The sequence below is a fragment of the Streptomyces natalensis ATCC 27448 genome (assembly GCF_000935125.1).
Classification (GTDB): domain Bacteria; phylum Actinomycetota; class Actinomycetes; order Streptomycetales; family Streptomycetaceae; genus Streptomyces; species Streptomyces natalensis.
Genome location: NZ_JRKI01000027.1, coordinates 70,257 through 85,440 on the forward strand (window position 1 = coordinate 70,257; position 15,184 = coordinate 85,440).

General features: G+C 69.7%; 15 protein-coding genes. 10 read left to right on the plus strand and 5 right to left on the minus strand.

Features of this window, described 5'->3' with window-relative positions; all coding sequences use genetic code 11:
* Positions 1-247: 247 nt before the first annotated feature.
* Positions 248-871, plus strand: a complete 624-nt coding sequence (locus SNA_RS18725) for a cysteine hydrolase family protein (RefSeq protein ID WP_044365923.1) — start codon at positions 248-250, stop codon at positions 869-871.
* Positions 868-1,824: a GlxA family transcriptional regulator gene (locus tag SNA_RS18730; protein WP_044365924.1), complete on the plus strand. Its 957-nt coding sequence runs from the start codon at positions 868-870 to the stop codon at positions 1,822-1,824. Before SNA_RS18725 ends, SNA_RS18730 begins: the two co-directional genes overlap by 4 nt.
* Positions 1,825-2,108: 284 nt before the next feature.
* On the opposite strand, the gene SNA_RS18735 is transcribed toward SNA_RS18730, so the two are convergent.
* Positions 2,109-2,333 carry a hypothetical protein gene (locus tag SNA_RS18735; protein WP_157879981.1) on the minus strand — a complete coding sequence of 75 codons (225 nt, stop codon included), beginning with the start codon at positions 2,331-2,333 and terminating at the stop codon, positions 2,109-2,111.
* Between the two features lie 45 nt (positions 2,334-2,378).
* Positions 2,379-3,143 carry an SDR family oxidoreductase gene (locus SNA_RS18740; protein WP_078970011.1) on the minus strand — a complete coding sequence of 255 codons (765 nt, stop codon included), beginning with the start codon at positions 3,141-3,143 and terminating at the stop codon, positions 2,379-2,381.
* A 71-nt stretch (positions 3,144-3,214) separates the two neighbouring features.
* Here SNA_RS18740 and SNA_RS18745 point away from each other — a divergent pair, with 71 nt between their 5' ends.
* On the plus strand, positions 3,215-4,141 hold the full coding sequence (locus tag SNA_RS18745) for a LysR family transcriptional regulator (protein ID WP_030063180.1): 927 nt from the start codon (positions 3,215-3,217) through the stop codon (positions 4,139-4,141).
* Between the two features lie 750 nt (positions 4,142-4,891).
* Complete coding sequence (locus tag SNA_RS18750; RefSeq protein ID WP_241779724.1) at positions 4,892-6,382, plus strand: NAD-binding protein; 1,491 nt, start codon at positions 4,892-4,894, stop codon at positions 6,380-6,382.
* Between the two features lie 125 nt (positions 6,383-6,507).
* On the opposite strand, the gene SNA_RS18755 is transcribed toward SNA_RS18750, so the two are convergent.
* The 3 genes from SNA_RS18755 to SNA_RS18765 form a co-directional block, all read right to left on the minus strand.
* Positions 6,508-7,830: an NAD(P)/FAD-dependent oxidoreductase gene (locus SNA_RS18755; RefSeq protein ID WP_044365926.1), complete on the minus strand. Its 1,323-nt coding sequence runs from the start codon at positions 7,828-7,830 to the stop codon at positions 6,508-6,510.
* A 458-nt stretch (positions 7,831-8,288) separates the two neighbouring features.
* The gene (locus tag SNA_RS18760; RefSeq protein ID WP_030063177.1) at positions 8,289-8,504 is read right to left on the minus strand and encodes a DUF4177 domain-containing protein; all 216 of its coding nucleotides are present in this window, start codon (positions 8,502-8,504) and stop codon (positions 8,289-8,291) included.
* Positions 8,505-8,674: 170 nt separating this feature from the next.
* Entirely contained in the window at positions 8,675-9,829 is a 1,155-nt protein-coding gene (locus SNA_RS18765; protein ID WP_030063176.1) for an ABC transporter substrate-binding protein, read from the minus strand.
* A 513-nt stretch (positions 9,830-10,342) separates the two neighbouring features.
* On the opposite strand from SNA_RS18765, the gene SNA_RS18770 reads away from it, so the two are divergent.
* From SNA_RS18770 to SNA_RS18800, 6 genes are all read left to right on the plus strand, one after another.
* Positions 10,343-11,050: a helix-turn-helix transcriptional regulator gene (locus SNA_RS18770; protein ID WP_044365927.1), complete on the plus strand. Its 708-nt coding sequence runs from the start codon at positions 10,343-10,345 to the stop codon at positions 11,048-11,050.
* Positions 11,051-11,081: 31 nt separating this feature from the next.
* Positions 11,082-11,582 carry a DUF3291 domain-containing protein gene (locus tag SNA_RS18775; RefSeq protein WP_030063173.1) on the plus strand — a complete coding sequence of 167 codons (501 nt, stop codon included), beginning with the start codon at positions 11,082-11,084 and terminating at the stop codon, positions 11,580-11,582.
* A 514-nt stretch (positions 11,583-12,096) separates the two neighbouring features.
* A complete protein-coding gene (locus SNA_RS18780; RefSeq protein ID WP_063752404.1) occupies positions 12,097-12,453 on the plus strand; it encodes a hypothetical protein in 357 nt (118 codons plus the stop codon).
* A gap of 649 nt (positions 12,454-13,102) precedes the next feature.
* A complete protein-coding gene (locus SNA_RS18790; RefSeq protein WP_030063170.1) occupies positions 13,103-13,900 on the plus strand; it encodes a GNAT family N-acetyltransferase in 798 nt (265 codons plus the stop codon).
* Between the two features lie 133 nt (positions 13,901-14,033).
* On the plus strand, positions 14,034-14,258 hold the full coding sequence (gene infA / locus SNA_RS18795) for a translation initiation factor IF-1 (protein WP_030063169.1): 225 nt from the start codon (positions 14,034-14,036) through the stop codon (positions 14,256-14,258).
* Positions 14,259-14,616: 358 nt separating this feature from the next.
* Positions 14,617-15,093 carry an SRPBCC domain-containing protein gene (locus SNA_RS18800; protein WP_198535077.1) on the plus strand — a complete coding sequence of 159 codons (477 nt, stop codon included), beginning with the start codon at positions 14,617-14,619 and terminating at the stop codon, positions 15,091-15,093.
* Positions 15,094-15,184: the final 91 nt, after the last annotated feature.

Sequence of the window (15,184 nt, forward strand, 5' to 3'; positions counted from 1 at the left end):
TGCCACGGCGTCCGTTCGAGGAGACGACGGGTCAGGTCAGCCTCGCAGACCAAGGTCGCGGGACGCACGGTTCCAGCCCCACCAGCGAACTCTTCGGCCACAGTTCGAAAGGTGGCGGGGGCCGCGGCGTCCGTCATATCGCCGCCCGAGGCGGCCGGGAGCCCGCGCGCGACGGCGACCGGATCGTTCCGCATCCAGACACGATCATGCCTGGTCCCCGGCGGCCGGACCGGGCGAGGATCAGGGCATGACCGAGAACACGAACACCCAGACGAACGACGCGGCGACCGGCACCGCGCTGCTCGTCATCGATGTCCAGGAGTCCTTCCGGCAGCGCGAGAGCTGGCAGCACGCCTCCGACCCCGAGGTGGCCGGGCAGGTGGCCAAGCTCACGGACTTCGCGCGGGACCGCGGCGACCTGGTGGTGTGGGTGCTGCACTCCGAGCCGGGCACCGGCACCGTCTTCGACCCGGCGCTCGGCCACGTCCGGCTGATCGAGCCGCTCGCTGCGCGGGACGGCGAACCGGTGCTCGTCAAGACCTCGCACAACGCCTTCACCACCACCAACCTCCAGCAGATCCTCACCGAGCGCGGCATCCGCTCGCTGGTCACCTGCGGGATCAGGACCGAGCAGTGCGTGGAGACCACCACCCGGCTGGCCTCCGACCTCGGCTACGCCGTCACCTTCGTGGTGGACGCGACCGCCACCGAGCCGATCCCGCACCCCGAAGCGCCCGCCGGGCGGCCGTACGCCGAGGTGCTGGCCGATCCGCGCACCCTGCGCCCGGCGGACGTCGTCGAACGCACCCGGTACGCTCTGGCCGGACGCTTCGCCACCGTCACCACAGTTAAGGAGCTGACCGGATCGTGACCCGGGTGGTCTTCCTGCTCGTCCCCGGGCTGCATCTGCTCGACCTCGCGGGACCGGCTCAGGTCTTCTCGACCGCGGCCGACCAGGGGCTCAGGTACGAGTTGGCGTACGTGGCCGAGCAGGAGGACGTGCCCACCGCGCAGGGGGTGCCGCTGAAGGCGGCGATGGAGCTGCCGTCGCTGACCGCTGGTGATCTGATCGTCGTGCCTGGGTGGCGGGCCCCGACCCTGCGGGACACCGGACGCCTCCAGGCCCACACCCTGGAGTGGCTGCGCGCCCACCACATGGCGGGCGGCACGGTGGCTTCCGTGTGCGCCGGCGCCGACGCGCTGGGCCGGGCCGGCCTGCTGAACGGGCGGCGCTGCACCACCCACCACGATGTCCAGGACGAACTCGCCCGCCGCTATCCGAAGGCCACGGTGGTACGAGACGTGCTCTACGTCCTGGACGGCACGGTGGTCACCTCCGCCGGGATCGCCTCCGGCATCGACCTGGCCCTCCATCTGGTCGCCGTACGCCACGGGCCGGGTGCCGCTGCACGCATCGCCCGGCAGATGGTCGTCTACGCGCGGCGCAACGGCGACGCACGGCAGGACAGCGCGATGCTGCGGCACCGGGCGCACGTCAGCGACGCGGTGCACCGCGCCCAGGACCTCATCGACGCCCGTTTCACCGACCGGCTTGCGCTGTCCGAACTCGCCGCGGCGATCGGATTGAGCGAGCGCACCCTCACCCGTCGGTTCGCCGCGTCCACCGGCCTGACCCCACTGCGATACCAGCAGGAATTGCGCACAGAGCGGGCGGAACACCTGATCACCCAGGGGGCCACCGTCGAGGCGGCGGCCCGCGCGGTGGGGTTCCAGGACGCGCGGATGCTGCGAAGACTGCGTTCGCGCGGGGCGGATGCCTCGGCGAGACGGACTCCGTTGGGGTCCTGCTCCGGCACGGCGTGACGGAGGCCGCAAAAGCCGGGCAGGTCCAAACAGGCTTACGAGTAGCAGCGCGACAGGGATCAGAGCATGCCGGCCTGCCGCTTTGGCTCGGCCTGATCAGCGGGCCGGTCGGCGGACGAGGACGAGCTCAGTGCTCGGCTTGCGGGCGCTCGGTCGTCTGATGGACCAGTCGGGAACAGCCCACAGCGCGGTTCACCCACCCACTACAGGGGTGGCGTGGCTCGACTCGGCGCAGAAGCCCGCGCTGCCAGCGATCGGATCGCGAACACGACGGTCCCGGCGGCTCAAACCATCCCGACCCCGAACACCACCGTCATGCCGGTCCCGGTCCACCCGCGCAGCCGCGCCGCACCGGAGGTGGCCAACATGACCCCCATACACAGCAGCATCGGCAGTTGATGCTTGCGCGGACGTCGCTTGGCCTCATCCGACCGCCGGCCGAGCACGAAGAGCACCGCGACCTCCAGGAGCAGGGCGACACTGGGGAGGCGTACGCACGGCCTGCCCACCACAAGAAGGGTACGAAACCATGCCGAACCGGATAACCGACAAACTCAGGCCACTTGGGCGGTGGCCGCGAGGACCAGCTCGCGCAGGGTGACGCGCTGCGGCTGCTGGTACGCGAAGCCGATCGCCGCAGCCACGTCTTCCGGGGCGAGCACCTCGATGGAGTCCTTGAAAGCCTGGTAGTCGGCCTTCACCACCTCGTCGGTGGTGTGCGAGAGCAGCTCCGTCTCCACGGCTCCCGGGGCGATGGTGACGACGCGGACCCCGTGGCCCGCGACCTCCTCGCGCAGGCTCTCGGACATGCCGTGCACGGCGAACTTGCTGCCGCTGTAGACCGTGTGGTTGGCGTAGGTCCTGCGGCCCGCGACCGAGCTGACGTTGATCACCGTGCCGCGGCCGCGTTCGATCATGCCGGGCAGGACCGCACGTACCCCATGGAGCAGACCCCGCACATTGACGTCGAACATCCGCTCCCACTCGTCGGCCGGCTGCCTGGCCACCTCACCCAGCAGCATCACGCCCGCGTTGTTGACGATCAGGTCGGCGGGGCCGTACAGCGCCTCGGCCTCCCGGACAGCCTCGGCCACCGCCTCGGCGTCGGTGACATCGACGGACCTGGCGAGGGTGTCGGGAAGGCCGAGCGCCTCGATCCGCTCCACCCTGCGGGCCAGCAGCAGGAGCGGGTGGCCGAGTGCAGAGAGGGTACGGGCGGTGGCGGCGCCGATGCCCGAGCTGGCTCCGGTGATGACGGCGAGGGGCTTGGCGGCGGTGTGCAGGTCGGTGTTCATGTCGGTGTTCATGTCGGTGTTCATGTCCTCAACCTTGATCGTCCGGCGGACACCGAACAACAGCCGGTCGCGCAACGATCGATAACCTGACGGTTATGGAACGCCGAGACGTCGAGATCTTCCTGGCCCTCACCGAGGAGCTGCACTTCGGCCGCACCGCGCGACGCCTGCACGTGTCGCAGGCCCGGGTCAGCCAGAGCATCAAGCAACTGGAGCGGCGCATAGGCGCGGCGCTCTTCGAACGGAACAGCAGGCGCGTGGAGTTGACGTCGATCGGACGCCGCCTCGCGGACGACATACGTCCCGGCTACGAGCTGATCAGGGACGGCGTCGAGCGGGCGATCGCCGCGGGCCGCGGTCTGGCCGAGCCGCTGCGCGTCGGGTTCAGCAGCCCGCTCGCCGGTGAGCTCGTGCTGTTCGCCGCCTCCGCGTACCGCGAGCGGCACCCGGCGGCCGGTGAGGTCCTGCTGCACGAGACCCCGCTCTCCGACCCCTTCGGCCTGCTGCGCTCGGGTGAACTCGACCTGCTGCTCGCCCAGTTCCCCGTCGTCGAACCCGATCTGGCCACCGGCCCCGTGCTGATCTCCGACACCCGCGTGCTGGCCGTCTCCACCCGGCACCCCTTCGCGAAGAGACCCTCCGTCCGGGTCGACGACCTCGCCCGGGACAAGGTGCTCAGCCTCTCGGGACCCGTCCCGGACTACTGGCTCGACCATCTCCTGCCGCGCACGACTCCGGCGGGCCGTCCCGTCGAGCGCGGTGAGCGGGCGGCGACCCGGCAGGAGCTCCTCGCCCTGGTCGGGGCGGGGCGCGGGGTGCACCCGGCCGCCGCGCACGAGGTCAGGTACTACGCCCGGCCGAACATCGCGTACGTCCCTATCGACGACGCTCCCCCGCTGGAGTACGGCCTGGTGTGGCGGGCCGCGGCGGACACGGGCCGCATCCGCGCCTTCGCCGAAGCGGCGGTGGAGACCGTACGGCGGCAGGGCGGTCCGGGGGACGTCTGCGCGGAGTGCCGCTGATGCGGCCCAGGTGAGCGACCCAGTTCACCGGGCTTGACCGCAGTGCGCCGGACTCCAGGACTGTGCGCGGAAGGTGTGATGCGAACTCGCTTCCCCTGTCCGCAGAGGGGATGTGGTCGAAGAGGCGATGCGGTCGATTTCGCCGACCGACCCCGTGTCCGCCGTGGCGGTTGAGCATCTGTCTGAATCAGGGCGCCGCGAGCGTGGCGTCTGTCCATGGTGCGGGAGTGGCGCTGCTCCTACCTTCGGCATACGCGAGATTTCGCGCTGGGCGAACCCCGGCATTCCTCGCCGGCCAGGTTGGCCCTCCCCGGGACGGTGAGTCCTGGATCTCGTGCTGCTCTCGGTGCCCTGCCGCAAGCGAGTCCTGGTGGTCGGAACGGCTGACGTGGCAATGGGGTGGGCGGCTACGTGTGCGCCCTTCGCCCTGATCGGGCGGATTGCCTGGACTGGGAGCCGGCGCAACGTCCTCTACGGAGCGGCATGCAGGCCGGACGCCGGCGAACCAAGACGCACCTGGTCGTGGGCCGGAGCGCCGCGCCACCATCCGATGGGAGGAGACCCGTGAGTACTGCCGCCAGGCAGCCCGTCCCGCATACCGGCACCATCCGCCGCCAACCGGTTGTGGGCGACCGGTCCGCCTCTCCGAGCGACCCCAGCTGCCACTGCGGCCGCTTGCTCACCAGCTGCGGTGGCTGCCGGACCCTCCGCTGTCTCGACTGCGACCCCTACCGTTCCGACGACTGCACTGTGATCTCGGCGCATTCCCGGGACGCCGTCTCCATCGAGAAGCCCGCGCCGAACGCGTCCGGTGCGGCGTTCCCCGGGGGCGGAGCAACATCGGAGCGGTACTTCGTCGTGATCGGCAGCGACGTCGCACGCCGGGTCTGCGGTTCCCTGCGATCGTCCGGACACGTCGTGCGTCACCTGGCGCAGCCCACGGACGAGGATCTACGGCGGGCGCTGGACGGGGAGGTGGCCGGCGTCGCGGTCCTGCTCGACGACGACGTGGAGTCCCTGCGTTACGCGCTCGCGGTCGAGCACATCCGTCCGGGCGTCATGCTGGTGGTGACGGTCTTCGACCGGACGGTCGCCGAGCAACTCATGGCCGTGGTCCCGAACTGCCAGGTCACCTCGCCCGCCGAGGTCGCCGCTCCCGCCCTGCTGGCCGCATGCCTCCAGCCCGACCTGCTGGCCCTCACCCGGACGCCCTCGGGCCATGCCGGCGCCCGCTGGGACGGGGAAATGGTGCGCCTTGAGCCGTATCGGCCGCCCCGGTCCCTGAGGTACCGGGCCCGGCTGGGGAAGATCAGAGGGCAGCTACGACCGCACGACGGCAGTTCACGGATCATGCTGACCGGTCTCGCCGGGCTGCTCGTGGTGCTGCTGGCGGACTGGATCTGGTCCGTGACCCTCAATCATCGGCCGCCGGTGGCAGCCCTCTTCGAGGCGGTGCGGACGGTGTCGACCGTCGGCCCCGCAGCCGGGCACGGCTCGAACGCCTACCTGCTGTTCGCCAGCCTCGCGATGCTCGTCACCATCGTGTTCACCGCTGTTTTCACCGCCGGTGTGGTCGACCGTCTTCTGGCCCCGCGCTCGATCGGCGTGGTGGGCCCCCGGGCGCTTCCCCGGGCCGGCCACGTGGTGGTCGTCGGGCTCGGCCAGGTGGGACTGCGGCTGTGCACCCGGATGCAGGACCTCGGCATCGGCGTGATCGCGGTGGAACGCGACCCGGCGGCGCCGCACCTCCGGCTGGCCAGGGCCCTCGGCATACCCGTCCTCATCGCCGACGCCACCGACAGGTTCGTCCTGCGCAAGCTCAGCCTCCACACGGCTCAGGCCATGGCCGCCGTCGCCTCCGACGATCTGGACAACATCGCCGTCTCCGTCGCCGCACGGGCCGTCGCTCCCGACCTGCGCATGGTCATACGGGCGGGCGACCACGAAGCCATCGCCGAGACCCAGTCCCTGTTCCGCATCGGCACCGTCCACGACCTGGGCAGTCTGAGTGCCGCGTACACCACCGCAAGCCTGACCGGGCTCCGCCCGCGCGGCGTTCTCGCGCACGGAAGGAAGCTGCTGGTGGAGCGCGCGGACGGGACGTTCCTGCACTGGCCGCATGCAGTCCGCTGCGATCACCAGCAGGACAGGCACGCTGACGCGGACAGCTCCGTCCGTCTGTCTGTCGGCGCTCGTCGAACAGATCCCGGACAAGGCAGGGAAGACCCGTCACACGGATGAGTATCTGCCCGAAGGGCTCGGCTCACAGAAGCTCCGCGGAGGTGGAGGTGGAGCAAGGCATGGGCGAGGCAGGACGGTCCCGCGACCTCGTACACGGGGGCCGCGGCCCACAGCGGAGACCGGGGTCAGCGTCCGACTGCGCCATCTGCTGAAGTCGCAGGCGGAGCCGCTGGCGCAGCCACTGGCGCAGCCACTGGCGCAGCCGCCCCGCGATGCTTGATGTTGACGGCCGAAGCCTTGGCCACTGCCACGGGGTTCAAGAAACGCAGCGGACCGATCAGGCGGGAGGCAAACCGATGCATGTGCCGCGCCAGCGACTCATCGCGCGCTGCCGCCGAGAACATCAGCCGCTCCAAGGGATTGAACGGACGGGCCCTGGCGTAGTCGGCGGCCAGATACTGATGGCCACGCAGCCGGCGCCGGTGTCTGCGGGCGTACAAGGCGAGCGACCTGTCGAGGTCGCCCCGGCCGGTTGCGGCGGAGGCGACCGCCTCTGCCAGCCATTGCGCGGACTGCAGGGCCCACCCGCATCCCACTCCCCACAGGGGATCGCCGGTCAGGGCGGCGTCGCCGATGAGCGCGACGCCCGGTGCGGTCGGCTTGCGGCTGTGCAGCGGGTAGTTGACGGTGCCGGTGATCTTCGTGATGCGTTCGGCGGAGTCGATGGGCGGTGCTTCGGGCAGGGCTCGGACGAATTCGAGGAAGCTGCCCTCCAGGTCTTCCCGGAAGGCCGGCAGCCGCTTCTTGTCCGGGAGCACCGCCATGACCGTCACCCCGTCGTCGTTCGGAAACGCGTAGGCCATGTCGGGCTCGAGAAACCAGGTGTGACCGATCCCGCCGTGCAGCGGAAGGTTGCGGAAGTGCGCGAGATAGCCGAACCGCGCGTTCTCGTGCAGCCGCGCAGGCACCTCGGCGAACTTCGCTACGGCCGAGTCCTTGCCATCTGCGCCGACCACCAGGCGGGCCGGGATCTCGCGCTCACCCTGTGGTGTCGAGGCGCGCACCCCCACGGTACGCCCGGCTTCCCGGACCAGCCCGGTCACTTGATGTCCGAGCAGCAGATCGACGCCAGGGGTCTGCGCCGCATGGGACCTGATCAGCGGGTCGAGGGTGCTGCGCCGAATGTTGTACGCGTACGGCAGCTCGGGGCCCTCCGGTGCGGCCCTCGGCTCGATCCATCCCCAACGGGTGTACCAGCGGGCCTCGTTGCGGACGGCTCCCGCCCTCTCGAGAGCGGGGATGAGGCCGAGTTCGTCCAGCACCGGGTAGGCGTTGGCCGTGAGGGAGTGGGTGCACAGCGCCTTGTGCGCTTCGGGGTCCGAGCGGCGTTCCAGCAGTGCGACGCGGACACCGGCACGAGCGAGCAGGATCGCCGCGGCGCTGCCGGCGAGGCTGGCTCCGCTGATGACGACGTCGTAGTCGTATTCCGCGCTCTCAGGCTTGGTCATGCGCTGATCGCCCCCTCGGGGTGTGGTGCCGTTCGCGGGAGTGGTGCAGTGCGTTATTGCTGTCAGGAACATGACCCAAGTGTCAAGAGATGTGGATCAGGTGATGTGTGATCAGGCTGCGGTGGCCTCTCCGTGTGTTCACCCAGGGCGCCGTTCTCGAACCCCGCGGCTGCGGGCCTTGCCGACTGCCCTGCGACCGCCGCCTCGGGCGCCTTCCCGGGGGGCCAGGGCGTCTTCAACGGCGGCCGGGTCTCTCCGTCCCCCGCCCCGATCAGTCCGGCCGGCGCCGACGCCTGGTCGTGGTGGATCGGGGTGGGTCGCGGTGGATCGGGGTGGATCGAGACGGTCGAGATGGATCGGGGTGGATCGGGATATGGGCGCCGCGGGCGGTTGGCGTCTCGCAAGAAGGCCCGGGTCTCCGACCCGGGCCTTCTTACAAAATGCGGGTATTCGTCCGGTTACCCGCGCGGACGCTCGAAGGTCAGCAGCAGCCCCTCTACGGCTCCGGGACCTATGCGGCCCTTGACGTCAGCGGAGGTGATGGCCTTGAGGCCCCAGCCGTCCTCGGCATGCTTGTTCAGGACCTTCTCCAGTTTGTCGCTGTCCAGCGCGTCGCCGATCAACGACTCCCGGAAGGTGACGACCTTGTATTCGTACGCATAGGGGCTGCTCATGACTGCGGAGTCCTCCTGCCGGCCGGGCCGGTTCGGATCGTGGTGAGATTGCCGGGGCCAGCCAATCATCCCCGGGTAATGCCGCGCACGGACGCCCCCCTCGGCCGGGTGATCGGCGTCGCCTTGACCCTCCCGCGCGCCGCGCCGTCCGCTCCGGGTGCACGTCGAGGTCATTTGGAAACAGCATCGCCCCAGTTCTGCGCGATGGAGGTCTTGGCACTGTCCTGCTGGTACTCGCTGGGGAAGCTCGGCGTGCCGGAGACCTTCGGCAGCTTCGCCGCTGCGGCCTTGTCGAGCGTGCCGGCCTTCTTCATGGCGGTCATCAGAGCGGGGCGGGCGTATCCCTTGAGTCTGAGGTTCTGGCCCTCGACGCTGTAAAGGTACTCCAGCCACAGACGCGCGGCCGCGGGGTGCGGCGCATCTGTGTTGATGGCCTGCGAGTAGTACTGGGAGAACTTGCCGTCCGAGGGGACCGTCACCGTCCAGTCGAGGCCCTTGGACTTGAACGCGTCGGTGTACCCGGCATTGAGGTAGTCCCAGTCGATGCTGATCGGCGCCTCGCCCTTCTCGATGGTGGCCGGGGTGGATTCGACGGACGTGTAGTTGCCGATCTTCTTCAGCTTGGCGAAGAAGTCTATGCCGGGCTGGATGTCGTCGAAGGAGCCGCCGCTGGCCAGGGCAGCCGCGTACACGGCGCCGAAGGCCGAGCCCGACTTGGCGGGGCTGCCGGTGAGCGCGACCTGCCCCTTGTACTGCGGTTTGAGCAGATCCTTGAAGCTGGTCGGGCAGTTCCGCACACGCCTGACATCGCAGCCGAAGGAGATATAGCCGCCGTAGTCGTTCGCCCAGCGGGCTATCGAGTCCCTCTGGGCATCGGGGATGTCGGTGAAACCGGCGACCATGTACGGCGCGAGCAGCCCACGCTGGGCGGCGCTCTGCACGAAGGAGCTGCCGAGGTCCAGGACGTCGGGCGCGCGGTCCTGGCCCTTGCGCGAGGTGACCGCGTTGATCTCGTCCTGACTGGCGCCGTTCGGGTTCTCGACCTCGATCTTGATGCCGTACTTCTTCTCGAACCCGTCGATCAGGGCGCCGTAGTTGGCCCAGTTTCGGGGCAGTGCCATCGCATGCAGTGTGCCCTCCTTCTTGGCCGCCTCGGCCAGCGCGTCGATGCCGCCGACGGCCTTGGCCGTGCTCGCGGTGGCCGCGTCCTTGTCATCGGGGCCGGTCGACGCGTCGGGCGCCGCGCCACAGGCGCTGAGGGCAAGGGCGGCGGATACGGCAAGGGCGCCGGTGAGGACGGCGGTTCTCGGCGGGAGCACGGTCACGGTCTCTCCAGGGGTACGCACAGAGGGGTTTGAGGGGATTCATGCGGGGCCGCACAGGGGATGCACGTGGGGGGTGGGCACTTGTCCGGCGACTCGTGCGACAAGTGGGGCCTCAGTAGGCCCACCGATGGTGTACATCAGGTGAACATTGAATCAACTAATGACTCCGATCCCCTCACAATCGCAGCTCGCAGAGGTCCTCACGGCATCTCGTCCAGGCCGGTCGCGCTACACGCTTTGCACACAACTCCACGCGAGAAAGGAAGCATGGCGACGCCACACATGGAGATCGCCGCAGAAGGGCTGAGGCGGGCGATCGACCGCGAGAGCTAGAGGGCCAATGAAGATCTTGGGGTCGGGCGGTGAGGAACCGCAAGGGTCTGGCCCCTCGGCCGTGCCTGGGGCCGGCGTCGTGGGGTGATGGGGCGGCCGTGTCCGACGGGTCGAGTACGGCCCGGCGGGGCTGCGACCCGCCCTTCTATCTCGAACCTGTGTTGTTCCTAGAATGGCCGGGTGGAAGACATCGACGCGATCGCGGCGTTGCAGGACCCGGTCCGGCGCCGTCTGTACGAGTACGTGGTGGCACAGGGCCGTGAGGTCGGCCGCAACGAGGCCGCCGAGGCGGCCGGGGTGGGGCGCACGCTCGCCGCACATCACCTGGACAAACTGACCGAGGCCGGGCTGCTGGAGAGCGGCAGCCGCCGCCTGACGGGCCGTTCGGGGCCGGGAGCGGGCCGTCCCGCCAAGGTGTACACGCGGGCGCGGGCCGAACGGGCGGTGTCGTTGCCCGCCCGCGACTACCGCACCGCCGCCGAACTGCTCGCCGAGGCCGCCGAACAGGCCGGTCTCGACGCCGGACTCTGCGCGGCCGCGCGCCGCCGGGGCGAGGCCCTGCGCGGTTCGGCGGCGCCCTGCAGCGGCCTCGAAGAGGCCTTGGCGATGCTGGCCGCCCGCGGCTACGAACCGCACCTGGAAAGCACCGCGAGCATCCAGGACGCCGAAGGCGCCAAGGAGACGACCGGGGAAGCCGCGGCGGTCGTGCGTATGCGCAACTGCCCCTTCCACGCCGTCGCCGAACGTTTCCCGCCGCTCGTCTGCGGCATGAATCTCGCCCTGCTGGAGGGGCTGCTCGGCACGGACGGTCCCGTCCGCGCCCGCATGGACGCCCGGCCGGGGGCGTGCTGCGTGGTGGTCGAGAGTTCTAAAACCAATATCCATTGACGTAGAAAGGTGCCCGTGCTGGGATGTGACCATGACTGCATCCGTGCATGCCGCCCACCTCGCCCAACTCAACGTCGCCACGCTGCTGCACCCCCTCGACGACCCGCGCATAGCGCCGTTCGTCGAGATGCTCGACCCGGTCAACACCGCCGCCGACGGCGCGCCCGGCTTCGTGTGGCGGCTCGTGGAGGAAGGCGCGGCCGACGCCACCGCCCTGCGCCCGGCGGGCGAGGACGTCATCATCAACCTGACGGTGTGGGAGACCCCGGAGGCACTGTGGGACTTCGCCTACCGCAGCGGGCACCTGGAGGCGATGCGGCGGCGGCGCGAATGGTTCCAACGGCACGTCGAGGCACACCTGGTGCTCTGGTGGGTCCCCGCCGGTCACCTCCCGACCGTCGGCGAGGCCCTGGAACGGCTGGCGGACCTGCGAGCCCATGGCCCGTCCCCGCGCGCGTTCACCTTCGCCTCCTCCTACACCGCCGCCGAGGCCGCCCAGCACCTTCAGCCCGTGCGGCCGGGGAAGCCCTAGACACTCTCCGACAGGACCTCACCGGAGCCGTAGCCGGATCGCGGCGAGGGTGAACGTGCCCTGGAAGACGTACGCTCTCTTGTCGCATCTGGCTGCTACGACCCGAAAACCCTTGAGAGCGTTGGCTGTTCGTACGAATTCGTTCGAGTCGGAGACGGCGCGAAGGGGCCGACGCGAAGGGGCCGACGCAAGCCGGCTCCTGTTGCAGCTACACCGAGGACCGAGACCCAGGCTCGACGCGATCGGCCGCACCTGAAGGTGTGAACTGCCGCACGACTCTCAGGCCGCCGACCGGCCTCCCCCGGTTGTCACGAGCGGCGGGCCAGGAAGCGCTTGAGTACGTCGAGCCAAGCGGTGTTGTTGGTGCCGTGTGGGCGACTTCCCGCTCTCCCTCGTCCGTGCCCCGGGCCGGCAGGATATGCAGCAATGACGAACGACCACGGAACCCATGCCGCGTAGGCCGCCTCGCAACGTCCGAGCTGGGCTCCCCGGCCGCCGACCGGACCGTGATGCGGTGACCGACATTGACGGCTTGTCCGCGCGGACCATGTCCGAGATCCGGCGGATCGAGCGCACGCGCACTTACCTGGAACCGGGCCAGACAGTCGCGGCGGTGCGACTGTGGAAGGAGCATGTGCGGCTCCCTAAGCGCCAGTTGTGGCTCGACTGGGAGTGGGGTGACGAGCTGCACTGGGACTGCTACGGAAATCCTTTCCACGCCAGGGACCTCCTGGAGGACATGGTCAACGCCCTTCCGGCCCGCAGCGCGGTGGAGCTTCGCAGGCTGGTCGAGCGGCTCGACGCGCTGGCCGGACGCCAGGACGTACCGCGCCGGGTGCCGCCGGCGGTACCGCCGTGGAGTGTGCGGTGACCGCGCCCGTACCACTGCGGGAAGCGTTCCCGCCTTCGCTCACCCAGGACGTCGAGGCGGTAACCGCCATCATGCCGACCTCCTGGCTGTCGCCCACGGCGCTTTCCGCTGATGTGCCTGGCAACGCCGTGAGCATTCCCTACCGGATCTACCACGAGGAGCCGCCCGTCGAGGCGGAGAAAGCTCTCAGCCGGACGCAGCGGGCGGTCCTCGACTGCCTGTACTCGCGGCACCACAACGGCAGGGTCCGGCAGCGCTGCGTCGAGAAGCGGCCCGGCCGCGCGGCCGAGACTGTCCTTCGCATCGCATCGACGTACACCGAGCAGCATGAGGGCCCAGGCGGCGGGGAATGCGGTCGCTTCGAAAACTGGGCAGCTCCCTCCCAAACCAGCACGGGGCATGGGGGGGGTGGAGTCCGCGTGACGCGGACGGCTGTGATCGACGCCGTCGATGATCCCCGGCCGGCAGTAAATGGGTTGGGCCCGCCGACCCCCGCTGGTACCGTCTGGGCAGCCGTGAGACAACGCAAGGAGGTGAGACCCATGAAGGCTGTATCCATGTGGGTGCTCCCCCTTTTCGTCACGGTGGGCGATTGACGTAGGTGTCGCCGGGAGCGCCTCAGACAAGGCACTCCTGAGAGGCAACACCTATGAACTTTGTGCATTCCACTTCGGGCACGGGCAACAACGCGGTCGCGGTCACGCGGGTTTCGGACATGCAGTGGCACGCCATGGAGGACGACCGGACGGTCGCTCGCGGCGACGCTTCGCGCCGACCCGACGGGCGGCTCTTCGTCAGCATCGACGCGTGGCACAGCGCGGTCTTCGACCGCATGGCCAATGCGATGCTGGCGGACCTGCCCACACCGCTGTACACCGTCGTCGACGAGGCCGACACCGACTCAAGGTCCGCCTGGGAGCGGGTCGGCTTCGCCGCCGCCCGTCGCGAGTGGGGCTATGTCGTGCCCACCGATCCGCAGGTCACCGGGCTCGGCTCGGTGCGCCCCCCGTCGGGCGTGACGATCGTGCCCGCCGGTGATGCGGACGAGGGCCCGCTGCGAGCCCTGGACCGCATCATCCGCGACGAGGTCGAGGCCGCAGTCGGATGGCAGACGATGCCGGCCGAGGTGCTGCCCCGCCCGGCGGGGACCACCGTGATCGATCCGTCGAAGTACGCGGTGGCGCGGCACTTGGACCAGTACGTGGGACTGGTCCGGGTCGCACCGCTGACCCGGCAGCCACGGATCGGGCTGATCGCCGTCCGGGCCGACCGGCACCGCCGCGGCATCGCCCGGTCGCTGCTGGCTCACGCGCTGGGTTCGCTGTATGGCTCCGGGGCCGCCGCGGCATGGGCTGAGGTGGATGAGTCCAATGCGGCGGCCACCGCCCTCTTCGAGGGCATCGGTGCCCGGCGCGCGGCCGGCACGCTGGAGCTCGTCCGCCGCTGATGCTCAGCCACGCCACACCTGGCGAACCGGGCCGAGTCCGATGCAGGCACGATCACGGCCGCTCCGACGGGCGGGCAAACCGCCTTCGTTTCCTACCGCATACACCGTCACAGAACGAAAGAAGTGAGAGACCATGACAAAAACAGCAGGGGGCGTAGAAGTCGAAGGCACCGTCATCGAGTGCCTGCGCAATGCCACCTTCAAGGTGGAGCTCCAGAACGGGCACACCGTGCTCGCCCACATCAGCGGGAAGATCCGGAAGAACTACATCAAGATCCTCCCGTACGACCGAGTGCTCGTGGAACTCAGTCCCTACGACCTCACCCGCGGCCGCATCCGGTACCGGTACCGGTCGTAGCGGAAGAGGCCGGCCGGGTCAGCGCGTGGGGACGAGCCCCGCGCTGGTCGGCCGGCCCCTCCCACCCCCGTGTCACCGCCGGGTGCCCGGCACACCACGTCACGGCGTCGGATCGCGATGCGTGGGTCGGCGGTGGCACGGGTGCGGGTTCCGCCCACACCGCCGATGGTCACCGCCGATGCGTCACCGCTGATGCATCACCGCTGATGCATCACGGCCGATGAGTCGCGACCGATGAGTCGCGACCGATGCGACACGGCCGATGACTTCCGCCTCCCCGCGTCGTCTGTATATAGGGAACGTCGCCCTTCCGCGCCTGCGGGAGGCCCGAGACAAGATGACAAGGAGCGTGCACACCGTGGACCAGGAGAACGTGAGCGCCACCCTGACCGTCGCCGTACCCGCCGCGAAGGTCTTCGCGGTGCTGGCGGACCCAACAACCCATGCTGCGATCGATGGCACCGGGTGGGTTCAGGAAGCCGTCGACCGTGCGCCGCTGACCGAGGTGGGGCAGATCTTCCGGATGGCCATGTACCACCCCAACCATCCGGACGGTGACTACCAGACGGCCAACAAGGTCCAGGTGCTCGACCCGCCACACGCCATCGGCTGGCTGACGGGAACGGAGAAGGACGACGGTCGCCTGGAGTTCGGCGGCTGGCTCTGGCGTTACGACCTCGCACCGCTCGGCCCGTCCGAGACGGAGGTAACACTCACCTACGACTGGTCGGCGGTGCCGCAGTCCATCCGGGAGTACCTCCAGTTCCCGCCGTTCGGCCCCGAGCATCTCACCAACTCGCTGCACCACCTGGCCGAGCTTGTCTCCGTTAGGTGATGACGCTGCACCTGTCCGAGGGCCGCACCGCCGGACACGTCCGCGACGCCGTTCTCAAACCCGTCCAAACGCAGCCGGCCCGGTGGTGCAG

Coding starts and splice junctions, on each gene's coding strand:
- SNA_RS18725 (WP_044365923.1), top strand. CDS start 248: ATGACCGAGAACACGAACACCCAGACGAACGACGCGGCGACCGGCACC.
- SNA_RS18740 (WP_078970011.1), bottom strand. CDS start 3,143: ATGAACACCGACATGAACACCGACATGAACACCGACCTGCACACCGCC.
- SNA_RS18745 (WP_030063180.1), top strand. CDS start 3,215: ATGGAACGCCGAGACGTCGAGATCTTCCTGGCCCTCACCGAGGAGCTG.
- SNA_RS18755 (WP_044365926.1), bottom strand. CDS start 7,830: ATGACCAAGCCTGAGAGCGCGGAATACGACTACGACGTCGTCATCAGC.
- SNA_RS18760 (WP_030063177.1), bottom strand. CDS start 8,504: ATGAGCAGCCCCTATGCGTACGAATACAAGGTCGTCACCTTCCGGGAG.
- SNA_RS18775 (WP_030063173.1), top strand. CDS start 11,082: ATGACTGCATCCGTGCATGCCGCCCACCTCGCCCAACTCAACGTCGCC.
- SNA_RS18790 (WP_030063170.1), top strand. CDS start 13,103: ATGAACTTTGTGCATTCCACTTCGGGCACGGGCAACAACGCGGTCGCG.
- infA (WP_030063169.1), top strand. CDS start 14,034: ATGACAAAAACAGCAGGGGGCGTAGAAGTCGAAGGCACCGTCATCGAG.